The organism is Ruegeria alba, assembly GCF_022321465.1.
Lineage (GTDB): Bacteria > Pseudomonadota > Alphaproteobacteria > Rhodobacterales > Rhodobacteraceae > Ruegeria_B > Ruegeria_B alba.
The window spans coordinates 111,631-132,762 of sequence record NZ_JAKOEM010000007.1; the positions used below are offsets into that span (position 1 = coordinate 111,631).

General features: G+C 60.6%; 25 protein-coding genes. 8 read left to right on the top strand and 17 right to left on the bottom strand.

From position 1 onward, the window contains the following. Positions 1 to 13 precede the first annotated feature (13 nt). The 6 genes from MB818_RS10460 to MB818_RS10485 all read right to left on the bottom strand — a co-directional run bounded on the left by MB818_RS10460 (position 14) and on the right by MB818_RS10485 (position 6,466). Positions 14 to 817, bottom strand: a complete 804-nt coding sequence (locus MB818_RS10460; RefSeq protein ID WP_234139153.1) for a ParA family protein — start codon at positions 815 to 817, stop codon at positions 14 to 16. Further along, on the bottom strand, positions 810 to 1,424 hold the full coding sequence (gene rsmG / locus MB818_RS10465) for a 16S rRNA (guanine(527)-N(7))-methyltransferase RsmG (RefSeq protein ID WP_238905029.1): 615 nt from the start codon (positions 1,422 to 1,424) through the stop codon (positions 810 to 812). Before rsmG ends, MB818_RS10460 begins: the two co-directional genes overlap by 8 nt. Further along, entirely contained in the window at positions 1,421 to 3,289 is a 1,869-nt protein-coding gene (mnmG, locus tag MB818_RS10470; protein ID WP_234216643.1) for a tRNA uridine-5-carboxymethylaminomethyl(34) synthesis enzyme MnmG, read from the bottom strand. The genes rsmG and mnmG overlap by 4 nt, the downstream gene beginning before the upstream one ends. 12 nt (positions 3,290 to 3,301) lie before the next feature. Continuing rightward, positions 3,302 to 4,588 carry a tRNA uridine-5-carboxymethylaminomethyl(34) synthesis GTPase MnmE gene (gene mnmE, locus MB818_RS10475; RefSeq protein WP_234216641.1) on the bottom strand — a complete coding sequence of 429 codons (1,287 nt, stop codon included), beginning with the start codon at positions 4,586 to 4,588 and terminating at the stop codon, positions 3,302 to 3,304. A gap of 31 nt (positions 4,589 to 4,619) precedes the next feature. After that, positions 4,620 to 5,891, bottom strand: coding sequence for a transcription termination factor Rho (gene rho, locus MB818_RS10480; protein ID WP_234165121.1), 1,272 nt, complete (start codon positions 5,889 to 5,891; stop codon positions 4,620 to 4,622). 125 nt (positions 5,892 to 6,016) lie between these two features. Further along, on the bottom strand, positions 6,017 to 6,466 hold the full coding sequence (locus MB818_RS10485; RefSeq protein ID WP_234139148.1) for a CopD family protein: 450 nt from the start codon (positions 6,464 to 6,466) through the stop codon (positions 6,017 to 6,019). Positions 6,467 to 6,878: 412 nt separating this feature from the next. Here MB818_RS10485 and MB818_RS10490 point away from each other — a divergent pair, with 412 nt between their 5' ends. From MB818_RS10490 to dnaQ, 4 genes are read left to right on the top strand one after another with little or no spacing between them, the layout of a single operon-like run. Next, positions 6,879 to 7,478, top strand: a complete 600-nt coding sequence (locus MB818_RS10490) for a Maf family protein (RefSeq protein ID WP_238905031.1) — start codon at positions 6,879 to 6,881, stop codon at positions 7,476 to 7,478. Beyond that, entirely contained in the window at positions 7,475 to 8,308 is an 834-nt protein-coding gene (locus tag MB818_RS10495) for a shikimate dehydrogenase (RefSeq protein ID WP_234139146.1), read from the top strand. Before MB818_RS10490 ends, MB818_RS10495 begins: the two co-directional genes overlap by 4 nt. After that, positions 8,305 to 8,898 (top strand): dephospho-CoA kinase, encoded by a 594-nt coding sequence (gene coaE, locus MB818_RS10500; protein ID WP_238905033.1) that lies wholly within the window; start codon positions 8,305 to 8,307, stop codon positions 8,896 to 8,898. The genes MB818_RS10495 and coaE overlap by 4 nt, the downstream gene beginning before the upstream one ends. Beyond that, positions 8,891 to 9,616 carry a DNA polymerase III subunit epsilon gene (gene dnaQ / locus MB818_RS10505; RefSeq protein WP_234145355.1) on the top strand — a complete coding sequence of 242 codons (726 nt, stop codon included), beginning with the start codon at positions 8,891 to 8,893 and terminating at the stop codon, positions 9,614 to 9,616. Before coaE ends, dnaQ begins: the two co-directional genes overlap by 8 nt. 24 nt (positions 9,617 to 9,640) lie before the next feature. Here the strand turns inward: dnaQ and secB are convergent, their stop codons facing one another. Continuing rightward, entirely contained in the window at positions 9,641 to 10,138 is a 498-nt protein-coding gene (secB, locus tag MB818_RS10510) for a protein-export chaperone SecB (RefSeq protein ID WP_234139143.1), read from the bottom strand. A 54-nt stretch (positions 10,139 to 10,192) separates the two neighbouring features. Then, positions 10,193 to 10,690, bottom strand: a complete 498-nt coding sequence (locus MB818_RS10515; protein WP_234139142.1) for an FxsA family protein — start codon at positions 10,688 to 10,690, stop codon at positions 10,193 to 10,195. A 109-nt stretch (positions 10,691 to 10,799) separates the two neighbouring features. Between MB818_RS10515 and MB818_RS10520 the strand changes: the two genes are divergently transcribed. Genes MB818_RS10520 through MB818_RS10530 form a run of 3 tightly spaced genes read left to right on the top strand, consistent with a single transcriptional unit; the run spans position 10,800 to position 13,083 of the window. Beyond that, entirely contained in the window at positions 10,800 to 11,456 is a 657-nt protein-coding gene (locus MB818_RS10520) for a Tim44/TimA family putative adaptor protein (RefSeq protein WP_234139141.1), read from the top strand. Next, a complete protein-coding gene (gene mltA, locus MB818_RS10525) occupies positions 11,453 to 12,493 on the top strand; it encodes a murein transglycosylase A (protein WP_234139140.1) in 1,041 nt (346 codons plus the stop codon). Before MB818_RS10520 ends, mltA begins: the two co-directional genes overlap by 4 nt. Then, positions 12,493 to 13,083, top strand: coding sequence for a Smr/MutS family protein (locus tag MB818_RS10530; protein WP_234139139.1), 591 nt, complete (start codon positions 12,493 to 12,495; stop codon positions 13,081 to 13,083). The genes mltA and MB818_RS10530 overlap by 1 nt, the downstream gene beginning before the upstream one ends. Here the strand turns inward: MB818_RS10530 and MB818_RS10535 are convergent. The 3 genes from MB818_RS10535 to hslV all read right to left on the bottom strand — a co-directional run bounded on the left by MB818_RS10535 (position 13,080) and on the right by hslV (position 16,304). After that, positions 13,080 to 14,183, bottom strand: a complete 1,104-nt coding sequence (locus tag MB818_RS10535; protein ID WP_234139138.1) for an alpha/beta hydrolase — start codon at positions 14,181 to 14,183, stop codon at positions 13,080 to 13,082. The two genes, MB818_RS10530 and MB818_RS10535, sit on opposite strands and share 4 nt — an antisense overlap. Before the next feature lie 32 nt (positions 14,184 to 14,215). Then, complete coding sequence (gene hslU / locus MB818_RS10540) at positions 14,216 to 15,523, bottom strand: ATP-dependent protease ATPase subunit HslU (RefSeq protein WP_234145357.1); 1,308 nt, start codon at positions 15,521 to 15,523, stop codon at positions 14,216 to 14,218. 223 nt (positions 15,524 to 15,746) lie between these two features. Further along, entirely contained in the window at positions 15,747 to 16,304 is a 558-nt protein-coding gene (hslV, locus tag MB818_RS10545; RefSeq protein ID WP_238905034.1) for an ATP-dependent protease subunit HslV, read from the bottom strand. A 195-nt stretch (positions 16,305 to 16,499) separates the two neighbouring features. Here hslV and MB818_RS10550 point away from each other — a divergent pair, with 195 nt between their 5' ends. After that, positions 16,500 to 16,694, top strand: a complete 195-nt coding sequence (locus MB818_RS10550; RefSeq protein WP_234139135.1) for a DUF1127 domain-containing protein — start codon at positions 16,500 to 16,502, stop codon at positions 16,692 to 16,694. A 60-nt stretch (positions 16,695 to 16,754) separates the two neighbouring features. Here MB818_RS10550 and arsJ read toward each other — a convergent pair whose 3' ends face one another. The 6 genes from arsJ to trxA all read right to left on the bottom strand — a co-directional run bounded on the left by arsJ (position 16,755) and on the right by trxA (position 21,102). Further along, positions 16,755 to 18,032, bottom strand: a complete 1,278-nt coding sequence (gene arsJ / locus MB818_RS10555; protein WP_238905036.1) for an organoarsenical effux MFS transporter ArsJ — start codon at positions 18,030 to 18,032, stop codon at positions 16,755 to 16,757. Next, a complete protein-coding gene (locus MB818_RS10560) occupies positions 18,029 to 19,027 on the bottom strand; it encodes an ArsJ-associated glyceraldehyde-3-phosphate dehydrogenase (protein ID WP_234177644.1) in 999 nt (332 codons plus the stop codon). The genes arsJ and MB818_RS10560 overlap by 4 nt, the downstream gene beginning before the upstream one ends. 32 nt (positions 19,028 to 19,059) lie before the next feature. Beyond that, complete coding sequence (locus MB818_RS10565) at positions 19,060 to 19,890, bottom strand: arsenate reductase/protein-tyrosine-phosphatase family protein (protein WP_238905038.1); 831 nt, start codon at positions 19,888 to 19,890, stop codon at positions 19,060 to 19,062. 79 nt (positions 19,891 to 19,969) lie between these two features. After that, positions 19,970 to 20,347 (bottom strand): Lin0512 family protein, encoded by a 378-nt coding sequence (locus MB818_RS10570; RefSeq protein ID WP_238905040.1) that lies wholly within the window; start codon positions 20,345 to 20,347, stop codon positions 19,970 to 19,972. After that, entirely contained in the window at positions 20,344 to 20,694 is a 351-nt protein-coding gene (locus MB818_RS10575) for a Lin0512 family protein (protein WP_234139130.1), read from the bottom strand. Before MB818_RS10575 ends, MB818_RS10570 begins: the two co-directional genes overlap by 4 nt. A gap of 87 nt (positions 20,695 to 20,781) precedes the next feature. After that, positions 20,782 to 21,102 carry a thioredoxin gene (trxA, locus tag MB818_RS10580; RefSeq protein WP_011049545.1) on the bottom strand — a complete coding sequence of 107 codons (321 nt, stop codon included), beginning with the start codon at positions 21,100 to 21,102 and terminating at the stop codon, positions 20,782 to 20,784. Positions 21,103 to 21,132 lie beyond the last annotated feature (30 nt).

Consider the following 21,132-nt stretch of genomic DNA (forward strand, 5'->3'; position numbering starts at 1 on the left):
CTCTCTACCGCGTTCAGGCGGCGATCTTTTTATGTTTCTTCATCAATTCAGCGGCCAGGTCACGATAAGCCATCGCGCCCAGAGAGTTTGGATCGTAACTGAGCACCGGCATAGCAAAAGACGGCGCCTCGCTGACCCGCACATTACGGGGGATCTTGGTATCAAACACCAGATCACCCAGATTGTCGCGCGCATCCTTTTCGACCTGCTGCGACAGGTTGTTGCGGCGGTCGTACATGGTCAGCACGATTCCCTCGATCCGCAGATTGGGGTTGGCCGCCTGACGCACCTCGCGGATGGTCAGCATCAGTTGCGACAACCCCTCCAGCGCAAAGAACTCGCTCTGCAACGGTACCAGTACGGAATGCGCGGCAACCATTGCGTTGACCGTCAACAGGTTCAGAGACGGTGGGCAATCGATCAGGATGTAATCCCACAAATAGGCGTCCATTGCTGTCTGACGCAGTGCATCATGAAGCAGAAAGCTTCGCTTCTCGTTCGAGATCAGTTCGATATCCGCCGAGCTGAGATCGACTGTCGCCGGAACGATCGAAAGCCCCTCAATGTTGGTTTTCTGGATCACGGAGTTCAGTGGCGCATCATCCACCAGCAACTCATAGGTCGTCAGGTCACGCTCATCCACGCCCAGCCCGGTCGAGGCGTTCCCTTGTGGATCGAGGTCCACCACAAGAACACGCTGGCCCGCTTCGACCAGCGCTGCCGCAAGGTTGATGGCTGTTGTGGTCTTTCCCACGCCGCCTTTCTGGTTGGCGACCGCTATGATCCGGGGTCCGACTGGACGGGAAAGATCAGACACGCGTGACTCCTGTTATCTTCAAAAGAACGGCCTGGGGCTCGGTTAAACTAGTAACCGCGTCATAGGAGAAATTCCATTGCTTCGCGGCCTCTTGCATCTCTTTTTTCCAGTTGGCGCCCTTGGGGAACAGCGCAGTTCCGCCGGGTTTCAGGTGTCTCTCGGCAAAACCCAGCAACCCTGTCAGATCGGTCAGAGCACGGGCAGAAAGGATATCTGCGTCCAACGGGTCAAGATGCTCGATACGCTCGGATATTACCTGACATTCGATGCCGCATTCGCGTGCAGCGCTACGCAGAAACGCCGATTTTCGCTGATCGCTCTCGACACAGATGAACTTGGTTTCGGGTTGCTCTTCGGCAGCCAGAATTGCACAGATCAAACCTGGAAAGCCGCCGCCACTGCCAAGATCGGCCCACAGATCGCCTGTATGGGCGTTGCGGAACACCTGAATGGAATCGACTATGTGACGAACCCACAGATCGTCCAAGCTACGCTTCGATACCAGGTTGATCCGAGGATTCCACTTGTGCACCAAATTGGCAAAGGTCCTCAGCCGCTCGGATGTTTCACGTGAAACATTCAGCGCGTTCGCATCGGGCACCGTCATGCGCTTCGCGCTCGGTCGCCACGGCGCAAGCGGGCCAGAATCAGTGCAAGCGCCGCCGGGGTCATCCCCTCTACCCGTCCTGCCTGCGCAATGTTCTCAGGTCGCGCGGATGTCAGCTTTTGTTTCAGCTCATTTGACAACCCATCGAGCGAGGAAAAGCTGAAATCGGCCGGGATGACCATAGCCTCATCCCGTTTCATAGCCTCGACATCCCGTTCTTGTCGCGCGATATAATTGGCATAAAGTGCATCACGTTCCACTTGGTCGCGGGTTTCAGCGTCAGTCTCTTCTAACCCTGGGATCAGCGGCACCAATTCGTCAAACCCGACATCGGGAAACGCGAGAATAGCAAAGCCATTTCTCCGACTGCCATCCTGACTGATCTTGATACCAGCCGCGGCAATCTCTTTTGGGGTAAAGCTGCTCTGATCGAGTAGAGCTGAAGCTTTCGCCAGATTTTCGGCCTTACGTGTAAACGCATCACGCCTCTCATCACCAACGCAACCCAATTCCAGGCCCAGTGGTGTTAGCCGTTGATCTGCGTTATCCGCACGCAAGGACAGACGGAATTCCGCCCGCGAGGTGAACATTCGATATGGTTCTGCTACACCGCGCGTGGTCAGATCGTCAATCATCACACCGATATAACTGTTTGACCGGCTGACAAGGACAGGGTCACGACCCAATATCATGTTGGCAGCGTTCAACCCAGCTACCATCCCTTGCGCCGCAGCCTCTTCATAGCCAGTCGTTCCATTGATCTGGCCGGCAAGGTACAAGCCCGGAACATTCGGTAGTGACAGTTGGGACGTCAGGGCACGTGGATCGACATAATCGTACTCGATCGCGTAACCAGGTTGCAGAATTTCGACTTTTTCCAGTCCCCGGATCGAGCGGACATAATCCTCCTGAACATCTACCGGCAGCGAGGTCGAAATACCGTTTGGATAGACAGTGTGATCTTCCAGACCTTCGGGTTCTAGGAAAATCTGATGCGACTCTTTGTCAGAAAAACGAACAATCTTATCTTCGATCGACGGGCAATAACGGGGGCCGACACCTTCGATGTGCCCGCCATACATCGCGGAACGAGTCAGGTTCTCGCGGATAATCTCGTGCGTCCGCGCGTTGGTATGCGTGATACCGCAAGCGATCTGACGCGCATAAACCCCTTTAGACAGGAACGAGAACAAGACAGGGTCCTCATCCCCTTCCTGTCGTTCTAAGATTGACCAGTCGATGGTGCGCCCATCCAGTCGGGGCGGCGTTCCCGTTTTCAGCCGTCCCATCGGCAACGCGAACCGGTCCAGCCTTTCGGCGAGCGGAACCGAGGGTCGGTCTCCTAACCGTCCACCAGAGCGCGAGACATCACCAATGTGAATGATTCCGCGCAGGAACGTACCCGAGGTCAGGATCACGGCTTGCGATGCAATCTCGGAGCCATCCGCCAAAACGACACCAGCAACGCGATACCCTTGCATGCGGAAATCGATGACTTCGCCCTCGACAATGGTCAACCCAGGGCGACTACGCATTTCTTCCTGCATCGCCAGTCGATAGAGCTTGCGATCGGCCTGAGCGCGCGGCCCCTGTACAGCAGGTCCTTTGCGCCGATTAAGCAGACGAAATTGAATCCCAGCCTTGTCGGCCACCCGTCCCATGACCCCGTCAAGCGCGTCGATCTCGCGAACAAGATGTCCCTTTCCCAGACCGCCAATGGCAGGGTTGCAGGACATCACGCCGATGTCACGTTCGGACAGGGACACTAGGGCAGTCCTCATACCCATGCGTGCCGCAGCATGTGCCGCCTCAGCACCGGCATGCCCGGCCCCGATCACCACGATATCGAAATCCGAATGTTTCACGTGAAACACTCCTCACTTTCCCAAGCAAAAGGACGCAAAGATTTCGTCCAGCAACGTTTCCACACCGATCCGACCGACCAGCGATTCCAACGCACGGATCGCAGTGCGCAGTTCTTCGGCAGCGATATCATACAGGTCCGGGCCCGATTCCAGAACAGTGCCGGTACGATCCAGGGCGTCCAATGCTGTTCTCATTGCCACACGATGACGTTCGCGGGTTGCGATACCGGCGCTGGCGGAACGGGTCGTCAAGACACCCGAGATGCGCTGCACCAGCTGATCAACCCCCTGCCCTGTCACGCCCGAAATCGCGTTTGCCGTATCCGAGCGCTGATCAGCCTTTGGGAGGACATGCAGGTCGCCGGGCTGCAATACCACGCCCGTGGCGATGACATCCTCTGTCAGGAACACCCGAAGATCGGCCTGATCCGCACGACGCCGAGCCAGGGCAATACCCATCCCCTCGACCAGATCACCGGTTTCGCGCAGGCCAGCAGTGTCGAGCAGAGTGACCGGCAGCCCGCGAAGGTCCATACGTACCTCGATCACATCACGGGTGGTTCCTGCCACCTCGGATGTCAACGCTGCCTCACGGCCCGCCAACATGTTCAACAAGGTAGACTTGCCCGCATTTGGCGGCCCGATAATCGCCACTTCGAACCCGGTTCGAATGCGTTCCGCGATACGAACGCCGGAGATCTCACGTTCCAGATCCGCGCGCACGTCAGCCAACAGCGCCCGCACCTCGGGGCTGACATCGGTCGGAACCTCTTCATCGGCAAAGTCGATCACCGCTTCTAGCAGCGCGGCGGCGCGAATCAGTTTGGCACGCCATCCTTCGGCCAACCGGCCCAGTGCGCCATTCAGCATCGCCTGCGCCTGCTTGCGCTGCGCCTCGGTCTCGGCGTCGATCAGGTCGGCCAACCCCTCGACCTGGGGAAGCGACATCTTGCCGTTTTCCAGCGCCCTCCGGGTGAATTCCCCGGGCTCAGCTAGGCGCAATCCATCAAGATCGCCCAGGCAACGGAGCACCGCTTCGGTGGTAGCGAGACTGCCATGTATCTGGAATTCGGCAACGTCCTCGCCGGTGAAGCTGGCAGGTGCCGCAAAGGTCAGCACCACACCGTCATCCAGGCGGGCACCCTGCGCATCCTTCAGCTGCCGGACCGACAGGCCCCGCGACGGCAGGTCGGGCCCCGCCAGCAGGCAGGCGGTCTGATAGGCACGCGGACCGGACAGGCGGATGACTGCAACACCCGCCTTGCCCTGCGCCGTGGCCAAGGCAAAAATCGTGTCCATATCCTTGCCCTCGCGCTGCCTGGATACCGGATCAGGTATTCATCGAATCGAAGAATTCGCCGTTTGTCTTGGTCTGTTTCAGCTTTGACAACAGGAACTCGATCGCGTCGGTCGTACCCATCGGATTGAGGATCCGACGCAAGACAAAGGTTTTTTGCAGATCGCCCTTATCGACCAACAGATCCTCTTTCCGGGTACCGGATTTCAGGATGTCGATAGCCGGGAATACCCGCTTGTCGGCGATTTTCCGATCCAGCACGATTTCAGAGTTACCGGTGCCCTTGAACTCTTCAAAGATCACTTCGTCCATCCGGCTGCCGGTATCAATCAGCGCGGTTGCGATGATGGTCAGTGAACCGCCCTCTTCGATGTTCCGGGCCGCACCGAAGAACCGCTTGGGCCGCTGCAACGCATTGGCATCCACACCACCGGTCAGAACCTTACCCGAGGACGGGACAACTGTGTTGAATGCCCTACCAAGTCTTGTGATCGAGTCGAGCAAGATAACAACATCTCGTTTATGCTCGACCAGGCGCTTGGCCTTCTCGATAACCATTTCCGACACGGCCACGTGGCGGGTCGCTGGTTCATCAAAGGTCGAGGACACCACCTCGCCCTTGACCGAGCGCTGCATGTCGGTGACTTCCTCGGGGCGTTCGTCGATCAACAGAACGATCAGATAGCACTCGGGGTGGTTACGCTCGATCGAGTGGGCAATGTTCTGCAGGATCACCGTCTTACCGGTCCGCGGCGGCGCCACGATCAGCGAGCGCTGGCCCTTCCCGATAGGCGCGACCAGATCGATCACCCGGGCCGAGCGGTCCTTGATGGTCGGATCCTCGATCTCCATCTTCAGCCGCTCATCCGGGTAGAGAGGTGTCAGGTTATCAAAGGCAATCTTATGACGCGCCCTTTCAGGGTCTTCAAAATTGATCTTGGTGACATTGGTCAGCGCAAAATAGCGCTCGTTGTCGTCGGGCGCCTTGATCGCACCCTCGATCGTATCGCCGGTGCGCAAGCTGTACTGGCGGATCATGTCCGGCGATACATAGATGTCATCCGGACCTGGCAAATAGTTCGCTTCGGGCGAGCGGAGAAAGCCAAAGCCGTCCTGCAGCACCTCAAGCACGCCATCGCCGCCGATGGTCCATCCCTCATCCGCGCGCTCGCGCAGGATCTGGAACATCATCTCGCCCTTGCGCATGGTCGAGGCGTTTTCGATCTCCAGCTCCTCGGCCATGGACAACAGGTCCTTGGGACTCTTTGCCTTGAGATCGGCGAGATTCAGGGATTCGATCGTCATCGTATACGGACCCTCTGCCGCCCTGTGGCGGCACTAGAACGGAATATGTGAATAGGAGACGCGGATGCCCGGACGGGCGCGTTGGCCCATAGATAAGCGCGCTGGCAGGCAGAGTCAAAGGGGGATCAGAATTTCACGATCACCGACAGCACGATCACCACCATTAGCAGCGTCGGCACCTCGTTCATCATCCGGTACTGGCGCCCGGTCAATCGGTTTTGCCCTGACAGGAACGCGCGACGGCGGGCGTTGAGCCATTCATGGAACCAGGTCATCGCAATGACGGATACACCCTTGGTCCAGGGCCAGACCTCGCCCCAGTCGACGATACCCGGCGTCAGAACCATGATCAGACCACAGACCCAGGACACGATCATTGCCGGTCGCATGATCACGCGCATCAGCTTTTCTTCCATCTCGTGAAAGATCGCCGGTGCGTTCTGCACCTTCTCAGCCTTTTCGACGTGATAGACAAACAGCCGGGGCAGATAGAACAGACCGGCCATCCAGCTGATCACCGCCATGATGTGCAGGGATTTGACCCATGGGTACAGGGTGAACAGAAGGTCGGTCATTATGTCTCTCTTCGGGCGATTGGTCTCGTATCTAATAATAAAAAAGAAAAGAAGAAAGATTGATGGTTTTGTAGGTAGCTCCGTTTTCGTGGATAACTGTTCTCTCCCTGCGGTTTTCCCCAATGTGAGAAACTTTGCGCGGATGTTCCATGTTCTGTGGAAAATTCAAGCATTATTCTTTTTTAACAATGTCTTATGTCACTATCATTTGCCGGATTAAATCGGGGAGCGCACGGGGAGGCCCATGAATAGGTCGGATTCTCCCAACTGTCGCAGTTATCCTTGTCCAGATGGGACGGAACTCGGGCGACTCGGGTGAGATTTCTGCAATTTCACCGGACTTGCACGTCAAGGCGAAAAGCATGAAAACCCATACTCGAGCAATCACCAGATTTCCCACGGGGTTTTCCACATGACTGTCCCCCTCATCCTGGCATCCGGTTCCGCCATCCGGGCCCAGCTGCTGGAAAACGCGGCCGTCCCTTTTACCAAGGATGTACCGCGCGTCGATGAAGAAACTGTAAAGGCAGCCTTGCTGGCCGAGGGCGCTCCGCCGCGCGATATCGCCGATGCGCTGGCCGAGATGAAGGCACGCAAGATCAGCGACAAACATCCCGGCGCCATGGTGTTGGGATGCGATCAGGTGCTCGACTTTCAGGGTAGGCTGTTGTCCAAGCCTGACAGCCCCGAGACCGCACTGGCCGAGCTGAAACAGATGAGCGGTCAGCGGCACATGCTCTTGTCAGCAGCAGTGATCTATGAAAACGGGCAACCCCTCTGGCGCCATGTCGGGCAGGTCCGTCTGCGGATGCGGGCATTGTCCGACAGCTATCTGACAGGCTATGTCACCCGCAATTGGGACAGCATTCGCCACGCGGTCGGCGGCTACAAGCTTGAAGAAGAGGGCGTGCGCCTGTTCTCGGCCATTGACGGGGATCATTTTAACGTTTTGGGTATGCCCCTGTTGGAACTGCTCAATTTTCTGGCATTGCGCGGAGTGATTGACACATGACCGAGACCCGGATTCCGCTGGCTGGCGTGATTGGCCACCCGATTTCGCATTCGAAATCCCCCCGGCTGCATGGCCATTGGCTCAAGACCTATGGCATCAACGGCCACTATATCCCGATGGATGTCGCGCCACAGGACCTGGCTCAGGTGGTGCGCACCCTGCCCAAGGCCGGGTTCGTGGGTGTCAACATCACCATTCCGCATAAAGAGGCGGTGATGGCGGTTGCCGATCAGATCACCGACCGCGCCACGCTGATCGGCGCGGTCAATACGCTGATCTTTCGCGAAGACGGGCGGATCCTTGCCGACAACACCGATGGCTATGGTTTCATGGAGAACCTGCGTGCCGGGGCGCCTGACTGGGACCCGAAATCGGGGCCGGCGGTAGTGTTCGGCGCAGGTGGCGCGGCACGGGCGGTGATCTCGGCCCTGGCCGAAGCCGGTGTGCCAGAGGTGATCGTCACCAACCGCACGCGGGTGCGGGCCGACAAGCTCAAGGATGATTTCGGCCAGCGGGTCACAGTGGCGGACTGGGTTCAGGCCGGCAACGTGGTCGAGGACGCACGCCTGGTGGTGAACACAACATCTCTTGGGATGATCGGAAAGCCTGAGCTGCGGGTGCCGCTGGACGGGTTGCGCGCGGATGCGGTGGTGACCGATCTGGTCTATGCGCCGCTCAAGACCCGTCTTCTGGCCGAGGCCGAAGAGATGGGATGTACCACGGTCGACGGGCTGGGCATGCTGTTGCACCAGGCGGTGCCGGGATTCGAGCGCTGGTTCGGCGAGCGTCCGGTTGTCGATGCGGCCACGCGCGCGGCCGCGCTCAGATGACATTTCGACTTGGGTTGACCGGCTCCATCGGCATGGGAAAGTCGACCACGGCGCAGATGTTCGTGGACGAAGGTTGCGCGCTTTGGGACGCGGATGCGGCGGTGCACAGGCTCTATTCCAGCGGCGGCGCGGCAGTTGCGCCAATGCGGGCGGCCTTTCCGGATGCGGTGGTTGACGATCAGGTCAGCCGCCCGGCGCTGAAACGGGTCATTGCCGAGGATCCGCAGGCTCTGAAACGGATCGAGACAATTGTGCATCCACTGGTGGCCGAGGACCGCGCCCGGTTTCGCGACAGCGCGACGGCGGATATCCTTGTTTTTGACATTCCGCTTCTGTTCGAAACCGGGGGTGAGGCTGCGATGGACGCGGTTGCCTGTGTCTCGATCCCGCCCGAGGAACAAAGGGCCCGTGTCATGGCGCGCGGCACCATGACCGAGGCACAGTTCGAACAGATCCGGGCCAAGCAGATGCCGAACGAAGAAAAATGTGCGCGATCCGATTTCGTGATCGTGACCGACACACTGGACCATGCCCGCGCCCAGGTGCAGGATATCGTCAGGCAGATACGGGCGGGGATGAACCATGCGTGAGATCGTACTCGACACTGAAACCACCGGATTCGACCCTGAAACCGGCGATCGTATTGTCGAGATTGGTGCAGTCGAGCTGTGGAACCACATCGCCACCGGCAACACCTATCACCAGTATATCAACCCCGAACGCATGATGCCCGCCGAGGCCTTTGGCGTGCACGGGATCGGACCCGACATCCTGGAGCCGCCGCAACAGCCCGAACCGGGTCAGGTGACCCTGCGGGACAAGCCGGTCTTTGCGAAGGTTGGTCAGGCGTTTCGCGATTTCGTGGCGGATTCCCATCTGATCATCCACAACGCGTCCTTTGACATGAAGTTCCTGAATGCCGAACTGCGCTGGATGGGTCTGCCTGAAATTCCGTTTGACCGGGCCATCGACACGCTGGGCATGGCGCGGCGCAAATTTCCGGGTTCGCCCGCCACGCTGGACGCGCTGTGCCGCCGGTTCGGTATCGACAATTCGAACCGGGTGTTGCACGGCGCCTTGCTGGATGCCGAGATATTGGCCGAGGTCTATCTGGAGCTGATTGGCGGCAAGCAGCCCGATTTCGGACTGTCGACTGTGGCAAGCAGCGGTGGCACCGGTGCAGAGACTGCCTGGCGCCCGATGCCAAGGCCAACCCCCCTGCCCGCCCGGATCACCGAGGCAGAGCGCGCGGCGCATGCCGAGTTTGTCGAGAAACTGGGGGAAAACGCGGTGTGGAAACGCGCCTGACCGGGGTCAGGCGCGCGTTCCGGATCAGGCGTCGGCCTTTTGTTCGGCCTGCGCGGCTGCCTGCTGGCGTGCCAGTTCGGAGCGGTACAGCGCCATGAAGTCGATATTGTCGAGGTTCAGCGGCGGATAGCCACCGTCGCGGGTGATGTCGCTGACGATGCGGCGCAGGAACGGGAACAGCATCCGCGGGCACTCGATCAGCAGGAACGGGTGCAACTGCTCGTTCGGCACACCCTCGACATGGAAGATGCCACAATAGTCGATCTCGAACACGAACAGCACATCGTCCATGCCTTTGGCCTTGGACGTAATGTTCAGCTTGATCGCAACCTCGTACTGGTTTTCGGTGCTGCGCTTTTTCGCATCCAGATTGACCTGGACATTGACATCGGGCTGCACGTCGCCCGAAGCGCCGCGCTGTGCCATGACGTTTTCAAACGACATGTCACGAATGAACTGACCCAATACACGCATCTGGATCTGGGGCGGCTGCTGGGCAGCGGCGGCGTCGGTCTCGGCCATGAAATCCTCCGGATTAGCAAATTCGCCACTGCTTATCAGCTTGGCGCGGTCGGCTCAATGGCGGTCGGGCCCCTCGACCCAGCCAGACGGCCCGGCACCTCTTTCGCGATGCGGGCGCACCTCTTCCCATTCGCCGTCGATCACGTCGCCAGTGTCATGATGCGGTTGGCGCATGCCTGGCCCCGGACCCATCTGAAAGCTGGAAACCTGAACACGGGCGCGAAGATAGCGATAGACGGCAACCCGCACGCCCGGCACCAGCAAGGCAAATCCAAGCGCATCGGTGAAGAAGCCCGGTGTCAGCAGCAAAGCACCGGAAAACAGGATCATCGCCCCATGGGCCAGCGGCTCTGTCGGGTCGTCCAACTGGTTGAAGGCACGGTTCAATTGGCCAAGCGCCATGCGGCCTTGTGTCCGGACCAGCCATGTTCCCAGCACCGCGGTCAGCACCACGATGGCAAGGGTCGGCCACAGCCCGATCAACCCGCCAACCTGAATGAACAGGGCGATCTCGATGATCGGAACCAGCAGGAAGGCCAGAAACAGATACATGCAACGCGTCCTTTCGCCTATGGTCAATGGTGGACTTGCCCCCAACCGTTGCCTACATAGTGGTTCTAAGACCAGGTTACAAAGTTTCTGGCCCGAGACCGAGGACATAATGAACTCTCCCCTGATCCAGCTTCTTGTGCTGGCCGGCATTGCCATTTTCCTGATTCTGCGCCTGAAAAGCGTGCTTGGAACCCGTGAAGGGTTCGAAAAGCCGCCGGTGCCGAAGCAGCCGGAAAACCGCGCGCGGCGCGATTTCGAAGTGATCGAAGGCGGCCCCGATCGCGACATCACCGACCATGTTCCCGAGGACAGCCCGCAAGCCCAGGCGTTGGCAGCGATGAAACGGATCGAACCGGCCTTTTCGGTCAGTGAATTCGTGCAGGGAGCGCGCGGCGCCTACGAGATGATCGTGATGGGGTTCGAGCGCGGCAATCTGGACGAGATCGAGCCGTTTCTGGCCGAAGACGTCTTTGAAACCTTTGTCGGCGTCGTTGCAGCGCGCGAGGATCAGGGTCTTACGATCGAGGCGGAATTCGTCGGTGTGCGGGAAACCGCAATTCAGGACGTTCATTTCGACAAGGATGGCAACCGGGCCGAAATCACCATGCGTTTCGTGGGCGAGTTGACCTCGGTTGTACGCGATCGCGGCGGCGATGTGGTCGAAGGTAGCCCCACGACGGTCAAACGGCAAAAGGACGTCTGGACCTTTGCCCGCGTCATGGGCACCGATGATCCGAACTGGCTGCTTGTCGCCACGGACGCATGATTGGCGCGCTCCGGTCGGCTGTTCTGGCAGGTGCCATGATGACCGCCTCGGCCGGAGCGGCAGAGATAACGCATACCGTCTTGTCCTTTGACCAGCTGGACGGTTGGGTGGAAGACGACCACGCGGCCGCGCTGTCGACATTCTTGAACACCTGCGACCAGTTCAATGATCCGGATTGGCGCAGCCTGTGCGCCATGGCGCGCGAGGCAACGCCCGAGACCGCGCGTGGGTTTTTCGAGCTGCTGTTTCGCCCCGTCCTGATCGAGGATGGCGAGGATGCGTTGTTCACCGGGTATTTCGAACCTGAACTTGAGGGCGCCCGGTTCCCTTCGTCCCGCTATCGGTATCCGGTTTACAAGATGCCGCCCGAGGCGCGCGCCAGCAATCCATGGCTGGACCGGCGCCAGATCCTGACCAGCGGCGTGATGAACAATCGCGGACTCGAGATTGCCTGGGTCGATGATCCGGTCGAGCTGTTCTTTCTGCAAATCCAGGGGTCAGGCCGCATCCGCCTGCCGGATGGGCAAACCTTGCGGCTGGGATATGGCGGCGCCAACGGGCACCCCTATCGGTCGATCGGGGTCGAGCTGGTGCGGCGCGGCATCTATTCCGCCCATCAGGTGAGCGCCCAGGTGATCAAGAACTGGGTTCGGCGCAATCCCGAGGCCGGCGAAGAGTTGCTCTATCACAACCCATCTTTTGTTTTCTTTCGCGAGTTGAAGCACCTGTCCTCGGAACTGGGACCAGTCGGGGCGATGAACCGCTCGGTGACGCCGCTGCGCTCGATCGCGGTCGATCCAGCCTATACGCCGCTTGGTGCACCGGTCTGGGTCGAAAAGAACGGCGCCGGCCTGATGCGGCGACTGATGATCGCGCAGGATACCGGATCGGCCATCAAGGGGGCGCAGCGGGCCGATATCTTTTTTGGCACAGGCGATGCAGCGGGACAGGCGGCGGGTACGCTGCGCGATCCGGGCCGCATGGTGGTTCTGCTACCGATCCAGCGCGCCTATGCCCTGTTGCCGGACGGGTACTGATGACCCGGAGAAAGCTGACAAGGGATGAAATCGACCTCTGGCGCAAGGTCGTCCGGCAAGCCGACCGGCTGCACCCGGAACGTGTCGACGGGGTTCACCCGCAGACGCTGCCCAAGCCGAAACCGACCAAACCGCTGCCGATGTCGCTGGAACCTTTCGAGCTAGGTCAAGCCGCGCGCGTCAAATCCGCACGCCATGTGCTGACACCCTCGGTCACAGACCGGTTGTCGCGGGCGCCGGTGCAGATGGATCCCAAGGCTTATACCCGGATGCGCCGGGGCAAGCTCAAACCTGAGGGAAAACTCGACCTGCACGGCATGCGCGTAGACACCGCTCACCCCGCCCTGACCCGCTTTATCCTGACTGCCCAGGCCCAGGGCAAGCGGCTGGTACTGGTGGTGACCGGAAAGGGCAAGTATCGCGACGAACCCGGACCCATCCCCACCCCGCGTGGGGTGTTGCGTCATCAGGTGCCTCAATGGCTGTCGCTACCTCCATTGGCGCAGGCGGTGCTTCAGGTGACGCCCGCCCATATCAGCCACGGCGGCGAAGGTGCCTATTACGTCTATCTCAGGCGCAACCGCGGCTAGCGGTCGTTGTTTTCCATTACGACGTCGAGGTTGTCACGCGCATAGGTGACGATACCCGGAAATGCGCGCTCCAGCGGCACATTTCCTGCCTCAAACAGATCTGTCATGTTCCGCGCCTCGGCGATCATTGCCAGCAGAGTAGGAGAGGTAGCGGCGACGAAATGACCCGATTCAGCCTCGTCCGAAAACGTGCTGGTATCGATCACCGACACCGGCAAATCGGCGATCAACGCGGCCGAACTGATTTGACCCAGCCGCTCGCTGCTTTGCTTGCCGCGCAGCCGGCGCGAGAGGTTCAGCACATTGTCCTTTTCCGAGGCCATAACCACGAATGGTTGTGGCACGGTCTTGATCCGGCGCATCTGGCTGCGGAACACGTCGAGGTCCAGATCGGGCGAGATCAGAATAATTCCGTCCAGATGTTGCGCCGACCAGCCCGGGCTGGCGATCTCGATCTGGCGCAGCGCTTCCATCAACAGGAAAGACCCCATGGAATGCGCAACGACCGAGATCCGGTCGATCCGCTCATTTCCCAGACTGCGCAATAAGATTTCCAGACCATCGCGGGCAAATACCGTGCTGTCGGCATCATAGGCATAGCCCAGGGCATGGCCCTTGCTGGGCCAGGAATAGACCATCAGCGACCCGGACATGTCGATGTCATGCGCCAGTTGTGCCGCGCGATAGGCGGTTTCGGTCTGCGTGGAATTGAACCCGTGCACAAAAAGGGTCAACTCGCGATTGCCGACCGGTTGCTGGGACAGGTCTTGCCGTAGCCGGTCGTGAAACGCATCGGCACGGGCGAACAGGGTCTGGCCCGCAAGGATGAACTGCTTTTCCGGGTTGGCCTGCCCATAGCCGAAATCGAGCCGACCGGGACGACGGTCGGGCGGGATCGAGACAGTCAGCTCCAACAGGCTCAGGCTTTCGCTCCGGTCAGGACCAAAGGAGCCATCGACCTGCTGCACCCGGGTGGTTGCGGCAAACACGGTGGCGGGGCTGCCAACCTTCAACGCATCCGGCGTGATCGGCGTGTAACTGCGGTCGGCACAGCCAGTGAGCAGCGCGATACACAAGATGATCGCAACCCGAATCCGCATCTCAGATCCTCTTGCTGGGTAAACCCCGGTCGTTACAGAACGTATCGACTCAGGTCGGTCGAGCGTGTCAGCTCACCAAGGTTGGTGTCGACAAACGCCGCATCCACTTTCACCGTCTCGCCCGAACGGTCGGGCGCGGTAAAGGAGAGTTCCTCGAACACCCGTTCCATCACTGTATAAAGGCGCCGCGCGCCGATATTCTCGACGCTTTGGTTCACCTCGGCGGCGATCCGGGCCAGCGCTTCGATGCCGTCGGGCGTAAAGGTGACCGTTACGCTTTCGGTGCCCATCAGCGCGGTATATTGCCGGGTCAGGGCATTATCGGTCTCGGTCAGGATGCGCACGAAATCCTCTTCGGTCAGCGCGCGCAGTTCCACGCGGATCGGCAGCCGCCCCTGCAATTCGGGCAGCAGGTCGCTGGGCTTGGCAATGTGAAAGGCGCCGCTGGCGATGAACAGGATATGGTCGGTCTTGATCGGCCCGTATTTGGTGCTCACAGTAGTGCCTTCGATCAGCGGCAGCAGGTCGCGCTGCACGCCCTCGCGGCTGACATCGGCCCCGCGCGCGTCCGAGCGGGCGCAAACCTTGTCGATTTCGTCCAGGAACACGATGCCGTTCTGCTCGACCGCCTCGAGCGCGGTCTTGTTGACCAACTCGTCATCCAGCAGCTTGTCGGCCTCTTCCCCGATCAGGATATCATAACTGTCGGCCACGCGCAGTTTCTTGCGGGTGGTCCGCCCGGCAAAGGCCTTGCCGAACAGGTCGCCGAGATTCATCATGCCCATATTGCCGCCGGGCTGGCCCGGGATCTCGAACATCGACATCGGGTTCGAACCGTCGGCGACATCCAGCTCGATCACGGTATCGTCCAGCTCGCCGGCCTTCAGCTTCTTGCGAAACATCTCGCGGGTGCCTTCGCGAGCGTCTTCGCCTGCAATGGCCGTGATTACCCGGTCTTCGGCCGCCTTGTGGGCGCGGGCACGGACCTCGTCCCGCATATATTCGCGGGTTTGCACGATGGCCGCATCGGCCAGATCGCGGATGATCTGTTCCACATCGCGCCCGACATAGCCGACCTCGGTGAACTTGGTCGCCTCGACCTTGATGAAGGGCGCGCGCGCCAGTTTCGCCAGGCGTCGGCTGATCTCGGTCTTGCCCACGCCAGTGGGGCCGATCATCAGGATGTTCTTCGGGTACACCTCGTCGCGCAGGTCGTCAGCCAGCTGCTTGCGCCGCCAGCGGTTGCGCAGCGCCACGGCAACGGCGCGCTTGGCGTCCTTCTGGCCGATGATGAAACGGTCAAGCTCCGAGACGATCTCGCGCGGGGTCAGGTCGGTCATGTGCTCTCAATCTCGTTGTGTCAGGCGGGAACCTAAGCATGGGGGCTGAAAACACAAGCGGGTCCCGTGTCGCGGCGTCAGCACACGGGCCGCGCACGGTGGATCAGAGATTTGTGAAAGCATCTTTCCGCGCAATTGGGCACACACCATTTCAACCCTGTAACAACGGGCGCCACCACTCACTCTCTCCGCCCGCGAGGCCGCGCCTAAGGCGCGGCCTCATCTATTTCGAAATTGTCTCAACCGTCAGGTTGCCATTGGTATAGACGCAGATATCAGCGGCAATCGCCATGGCGGCGCGGGCCACCTGTTCTGCGCTCTTGTCGCTGTCCATCATCGCCCGCGCGGCGGCCAGTGCGAAATTCCCGCCCGAGCCGATGGCGGCCACGTCATGTTCAGGTTCCAGCACGTCCCCCGCGCCGGTGATCACGAACATGTCCTGCCCGTCGCTGACGATCAGCATCGCTTCGAGCTTTTGCAGGTACTTGTCGGTGCGCCAGTCCTTGGCCAGCTCGACCGAGGCGCGCGCCAGTTGCCCGGGGGTCGCCTCCAGCTTGGCCTCCAGCCGTTCGAGCAGGGTAAAGGCATCCGCCGTCGATCCGGCAAACCCCGCGACCACGTGATAGCCTCCGGGCGACAGGCGCCGCACCTTGCGAGCGGTGCCCTTGATCACGGTCTGGCCCAGACTGACCTGACCGTCGCCCGCGATCACCACTTCGCCGTCTTTCTTGACGCCGATGATCGTGGTGCCGTGCCAGCCCGGAAATTGATCGTCTGCCATGAATGCCTCCATCTTCTGTTGCGCCCGTATATGGGCCGTCGGGGGCGCAAGGGCAAGCTATGCATACTGCCTAGAAGTTATGCACGGATTGCATTTCGGGGCTGTCGAGCGGGCATTTGTAAGACTCGGACCCATCCCCTAGATGAGCCTCACAACCGACGCAGGGTCGGCTGTTTCATTTAAAGGAACGCGCAAATGGCATATACCACCAGCACCACAGCGCCGCTCGGAGCAGTCACCGTTCTCCGCGTGGTGGATTTCTTCTACTCGGCGAAAGAGGCCGTGGCATCCTGGAACGACTCGCGCCGCACCCGCAAGGCGCTGTCGGTTCTGACCGACGCCCAGCTGGACGACATCGGCTTGACTCGTGCCGACATCGCCAAGATCTGATCCAATCCCCACGGATCGACGTTAGAATGGCCGCTCGTGTTTCGGGCGGCTTTTTCTATTTCAGGGGGCCGCCCTGTTGGAAGTTGCAGCATGCAACTGTCCAGCGGCCAGCGCGCTGAGCGCGACCATCACCGCCGCAGTTCCCAGACAGCCGGGCACCCCGGCCAGCTGATAGGTCAGCCCGGACAGAAGCGTCCCCAGCAGCCGCCCCGCCGCATTCGCCATGTAGTAGAACCCCACATCCATGGTGACCCGCTCGTCCTTGGAAAAGGCGAGGATCAGATAGGAATGCAGCGAGGAGTTGATGGCGAAAAGCGCACCAAACACCAGCAGGCCCGATACCAGAACCGCCGTCAGCCAGGGTTCCGGCCCACTGGCCATCAAGGTCGCGCCCGTCAGAACAGCGGGAACAGTGGCCAGCCAGGCCGCCCAATGGCGGGCGGCGGCGATCAGCGCGTCCTCGCCCCGCGATGCGGCGCGCAATAGGCGCGGCGCCGAGGCCTGGATCGCGCCGTAGAACACGATCCACCCCGCCATGAACCCGCCGATCATGAAAAACGCGGCGCGGTTGCCCGCCGCGCTGCCGTCGGAAAGGACCGCGTAGAAATAGACCGGGATGCCGACCACGAACCACACGTCGCGGGCGCCGAACAGGAACACCCGCGCCACCGAGAGCCAGTTGATATTGGTGGATTTCGAGAAGACCTCGGAGAATTTCGCACCCTTGCGGCCCTTGGGCAGGCCTGCGGGCATGGCGACCAGCACTGCCAGCAGGATTACGGCCAGGATGGCGGCCATACCCAGCGTCGCCGCTGAGAAGCCAGCCAGCGCCAGCAGGACAGCGCCGAGCAGAAAGCCGATCCCCTTGACCGCGTTCTTTGACCCGGTCAGCAGGGCGACCCAGCGAAACAGACCATCGCCTTCTTTCGGCGCCAGCAGCTTGACCGCCGATTTCGACGACATCTTGGACAGATCCTTTGCCACGCCGGACAGGCCTTGCACGATCATGACAAAGGCCACCGATGTGGCGATCTGCCAGCCCGGATCCAATTGCGACAAGGCGACCAGCGCGCCCACCTGAAGCGCCAACCCGGCATAGAGCGTCGCCGCTAGCCCGAAGCGCGCCGCGATCCAGCCCGCCGACAGGTTGGTGACCATGCCCGCGACCTCGTAGAGCACAAACAGATAGGCCAGTTGCACCGGGCTGAATCCCATCATGTGGAAATGGAGCAGCACCAGCATGCGCAGCGCGCCATCGGTCAGCATAAAGGCCCAATAGGCGGCGGTGACGGCGATATAGGCCGACAGCCCGCCGCGCTCGGACGGGGCCCGCGTCACAGGCTGTCACCCACCATGCAGGCCACATCCACCAACCGGTGGGCATAGCCCATCTCGTTATCATACCAGGCATAGATTTTGACCTGGGTGCCGTTCACCACCATGGTCGAGGGCGCATCCACGATCGAAGATCGCGGATCGTTTGTATAATCGGCCGAGACCAGCGGCCGCTTTTCATATCCCAGGATACCGCTCAGCGGCCCTTCGGCCGCGGCCTTGAACAGCGCGTTGACTTCTTCGGCGCTGGTCTCACGGGCAACTTCGAACACGCAATCGGTGATCGAGGCATTCAGCAACGGCACCCGCACTGCATGGCCGTTCAGCTTGCCCTTGAGTTCGGGATAGATCAGCGTGATCGCGGTGGCGCTGCCGGTGGTGGTGGGGATCAGCGAATTCAGCGCCGAGCGCGCCCGGCGCAGGTCCTTGGCGGGGCGGTCGACGATGGTCTGGGTATTGGTGACGTCGTGGATCGTGGTGATCGAGCCGTGCTTGATCCCGATCCCCTCGTGCAGGACCTTGACCACCGGCGCCAGGCAATTGGTGGTACAGCTGGCGGCGGTAATGATCCGGTGGCGCGCGGGCTCGTAGATATCGTGGTTCACGCCATAGACGATGTTTGCCGCGTCACCATCCTTGACCGGGGCCGAGACCACAACCTTTTTGACGCCCGCGTCGAAATAGGGGGCCAGTTTCGCCTCGGTCTTGAAGGCGCCGGTACAGTCGATCACCACATCCACCCCATCCAGCGGCAGATCCTCGATCCGGCGGCTGGTGTGGACCGGCATCCGGGTGCCGTCGATGGTGATCGACTGGTCATCCCAGCCGAATTCGGCCTGCCAGCGACCATGTACGGTATCAAATTCCAGCAGATGCGCGAACATTTCGGGGCTGCCCACCGCATCGTTGATCCACGCGATTTGCGCGCCGCGCTCCAGCAGCGGTTTCAGGGCCAGCTTGCCCATGCGGCCAAGTCCATTGAGGGCATAAACAGTCATGAGAATTCCTTTGTGAAAAAAATCGGGTGGGGTCAGGCCTCGCGGCCCAGATCATCGACCGCGCGTTGCAGGGAAATCCGGTCAAGCTGCTCGAAAGGCAGGTTGGCAAAGGCCTGAATGCGGTTCTTCAGCGTGCCATAGACCTGTTGAAAGGCGAGGTTTTTCTGTGCGTCGTTGCCTTCGGCGCGAACAGGGTCCGGCAGGCCCCAATGGGCCGAGATCGGTTGCCCCTGCCAGGCCGGGCATTCCTCGTTTGCGGCGCGGTCGCAGACAGTAAAGACGAAATCGAACTTTGGCGCCTCGGGGGTGGTGAACTCGGCAATGTTCTTGGCGCGCAATCCGGTCACGTCATGACCCTTGGCGCGCAGCACCTCGACCGCGTGCGGGTTCAGCTCGGAATAAGGCTTGGTCCCTGCGGAATAGACGTTGAACCGGTCACCGCCTTCGGTTCGCAACAGGGTCTCGGCAAAGATCGAGCGGGCGGAATTGCCGGTGCAGATGAACAGGACATTGTATTTCGGGTGGGTCATGGTTGAACTCGTCGCAACAGCAGAGAGAGCGTTGGGCAGGCACAATTCAGGGCGACCCCGGCAGCAATCGAGGAACAGCGCATTCATCGTCTCGCGCATGCCGTCCATATCCACCTGGTAAAGCAGCGAGGTGCCCTCGCGGGTCTGGGTCACCAGCCCCACCTGCACCAAAGCAGAAAGATATGACGATAATGTGCTGGGTTTCACATCCAGCGCGGCGCCGATTTCACCGGCGGCGACGCGGCCCGGATAGCGGCGCATCAGCAGCCGGAACACGGCCAGCCGCTGCGGGTGCCCAAGGGTGGACAGGCGGAGGGGAATCGTTATTTCCATATTTCGCGTTTTATCGAAATAAAGAATTCGGTCAAGCCCCTTTGCGCCGTCCCTCCTGTTCCCGTCAGGCTGGAAGTGCTCAGGCCGGATCGTCCGGTGTCAACTGATATTTGCCCGCAAGGGAAGGCAAGTAAGCTTCGATCGCCGCAGTCGCGACAACGTGGCGGGTTCCGGCATCCGGGTCCGCCACATCCAGCCCACCCAGCACAGCGCGCACCGTGGCAACCCCGCGCGGCAGCTCGGCGGCGACGGACTCGCAATCGACCTCGTCGGGCTGCTGTACGCCGATGGTTACCTGCACCCGCATCTGTCCATGATCGATCCGCAGCTTCGAAAACAGCGTGATCGAGGAATGGTGCAGCGCGTCCTGCACCGCCCGCCGCGCCGCCTTGGTATAATCCTGACCATAGAGGTCATTGCCGGTGCCCATCTCAAGGATCATCCGATGATCGCTCATCCTGCCGCCTCCATGTCAAAGGACACGACCACCGCCGCATTGGCGATGACCGTGCGCCCGCCACCCTGCGGCTTGTCGATGTCCAACCCGCCTTGCCGGACCGTGATGTTGGGCTGGCCGTAGGGAAACACCGCCGCCAGAGCCGTCGTATCCACCGCCTCGGGCCGCTGTACGCCTATTTCGGCATCAACGATCATCGCCTCTTTCGGAAAGCCGAACAACTCGGCCATGTTGACCGAGTTGTGCCACAGCGCGTCCTTTAGTGCGCGCAGCGCCGCCTCGGTATAGTCCTCGCGCCTGAGCGACGTGCCCATGCCAAATTCCACCAATACGCGCGTTTTAGCCATTCTGCCGCTCCTGCTATCGCCCGTAATCGGAACGAAAAAGAGGCGCCCGATGCGGGGCGCCTCTTGGTTCATAGCGTGAAACCGGCTTCAGATCGAGCTGTCGATCCAGTTTTGCAGCGCCGCTTTCGGTGCGGCGCCGGCGCGGTTCGACACGACCTGGCCGTCCTTGAAGATGAACAGCGCCGGAATGCCGCGCACGCCCATTGCGGCGGCGGCGTTGGGGTTGCTGTCCACATCGACCTTGGCAATCTTCACCTTGCCGGCATATTCGGTTGCCAGTTCTTCCAGGGCGGGGCCGATCTGTTTGCACGGGCCGCACCATTCGGCCCAGAAATCGACCACTACGGGGATGTCCGAGTTCTTGACTTCGGCGTCGAAGGTTGCGTCGGTGACGGCTACGGTGGACATGGTCTGTCTCCAAAAAGGGATGCGCTTGGG

Excerpts from the sequence above, each read along its gene's own strand:
- secB (WP_234139143.1), bottom strand. The coding sequence starts at position 10,138 with ATGGCCGAGACCGACGCCGCCGCTGCCCAGCAGCCGCCCCAGATCCAG.
- MB818_RS10490 (WP_238905031.1), top strand. The coding sequence starts at position 6,879 with ATGACTGTCCCCCTCATCCTGGCATCCGGTTCCGCCATCCGGGCCCAG.
- hslV (WP_238905034.1), bottom strand. The coding sequence starts at position 16,304 with ATGGCAGACGATCAATTTCCGGGCTGGCACGGCACCACGATCATCGGC.
- MB818_RS10560 (WP_234177644.1), bottom strand. The coding sequence starts at position 19,027 with ATGACTGTTTATGCCCTCAATGGACTTGGCCGCATGGGCAAGCTGGCC.
- MB818_RS10515 (WP_234139142.1), bottom strand. The coding sequence starts at position 10,690 with ATGTATCTGTTTCTGGCCTTCCTGCTGGTTCCGATCATCGAGATCGCC.
- coaE (WP_238905033.1), top strand. The coding sequence starts at position 8,305 with ATGACATTTCGACTTGGGTTGACCGGCTCCATCGGCATGGGAAAGTCG.
- dnaQ (WP_234145355.1), top strand. The coding sequence starts at position 8,891 with ATGCGTGAGATCGTACTCGACACTGAAACCACCGGATTCGACCCTGAA.
- mltA (WP_234139140.1), top strand. The coding sequence starts at position 11,453 with ATGATTGGCGCGCTCCGGTCGGCTGTTCTGGCAGGTGCCATGATGACC.
- MB818_RS10520 (WP_234139141.1), top strand. The coding sequence starts at position 10,800 with ATGAACTCTCCCCTGATCCAGCTTCTTGTGCTGGCCGGCATTGCCATT.
- rsmG (WP_238905029.1), bottom strand. The coding sequence starts at position 1,424 with ATGACGGTGCCCGATGCGAACGCGCTGAATGTTTCACGTGAAACATCC.
- rho (WP_234165121.1), bottom strand. The coding sequence starts at position 5,891 with ATGACGATCGAATCCCTGAATCTCGCCGATCTCAAGGCAAAGAGTCCC.
- MB818_RS10535 (WP_234139138.1), bottom strand. The coding sequence starts at position 14,183 with ATGCGGATTCGGGTTGCGATCATCTTGTGTATCGCGCTGCTCACTGGC.
- MB818_RS10550 (WP_234139135.1), top strand. The coding sequence starts at position 16,500 with ATGGCATATACCACCAGCACCACAGCGCCGCTCGGAGCAGTCACCGTT.
- MB818_RS10570 (WP_238905040.1), bottom strand. The coding sequence starts at position 20,347 with ATGAGCGATCATCGGATGATCCTTGAGATGGGCACCGGCAATGACCTC.
- mnmE (WP_234216641.1), bottom strand. The coding sequence starts at position 4,588 with ATGGACACGATTTTTGCCTTGGCCACGGCGCAGGGCAAGGCGGGTGTT.
- hslU (WP_234145357.1), bottom strand. The coding sequence starts at position 15,523 with ATGACCGACCTGACCCCGCGCGAGATCGTCTCGGAGCTTGACCGTTTC.
- MB818_RS10495 (WP_234139146.1), top strand. The coding sequence starts at position 7,475 with ATGACCGAGACCCGGATTCCGCTGGCTGGCGTGATTGGCCACCCGATT.
- MB818_RS10575 (WP_234139130.1), bottom strand. The coding sequence starts at position 20,694 with ATGGCTAAAACGCGCGTATTGGTGGAATTTGGCATGGGCACGTCGCTC.
- MB818_RS10565 (WP_238905038.1), bottom strand. The coding sequence starts at position 19,890 with ATGGAAATAACGATTCCCCTCCGCCTGTCCACCCTTGGGCACCCGCAG.
- trxA (WP_011049545.1), bottom strand. The coding sequence starts at position 21,102 with ATGTCCACCGTAGCCGTCACCGACGCAACCTTCGACGCCGAAGTCAAG.
- MB818_RS10530 (WP_234139139.1), top strand. The coding sequence starts at position 12,493 with ATGACCCGGAGAAAGCTGACAAGGGATGAAATCGACCTCTGGCGCAAG.
- MB818_RS10485 (WP_234139148.1), bottom strand. The coding sequence starts at position 6,466 with ATGACCGACCTTCTGTTCACCCTGTACCCATGGGTCAAATCCCTGCAC.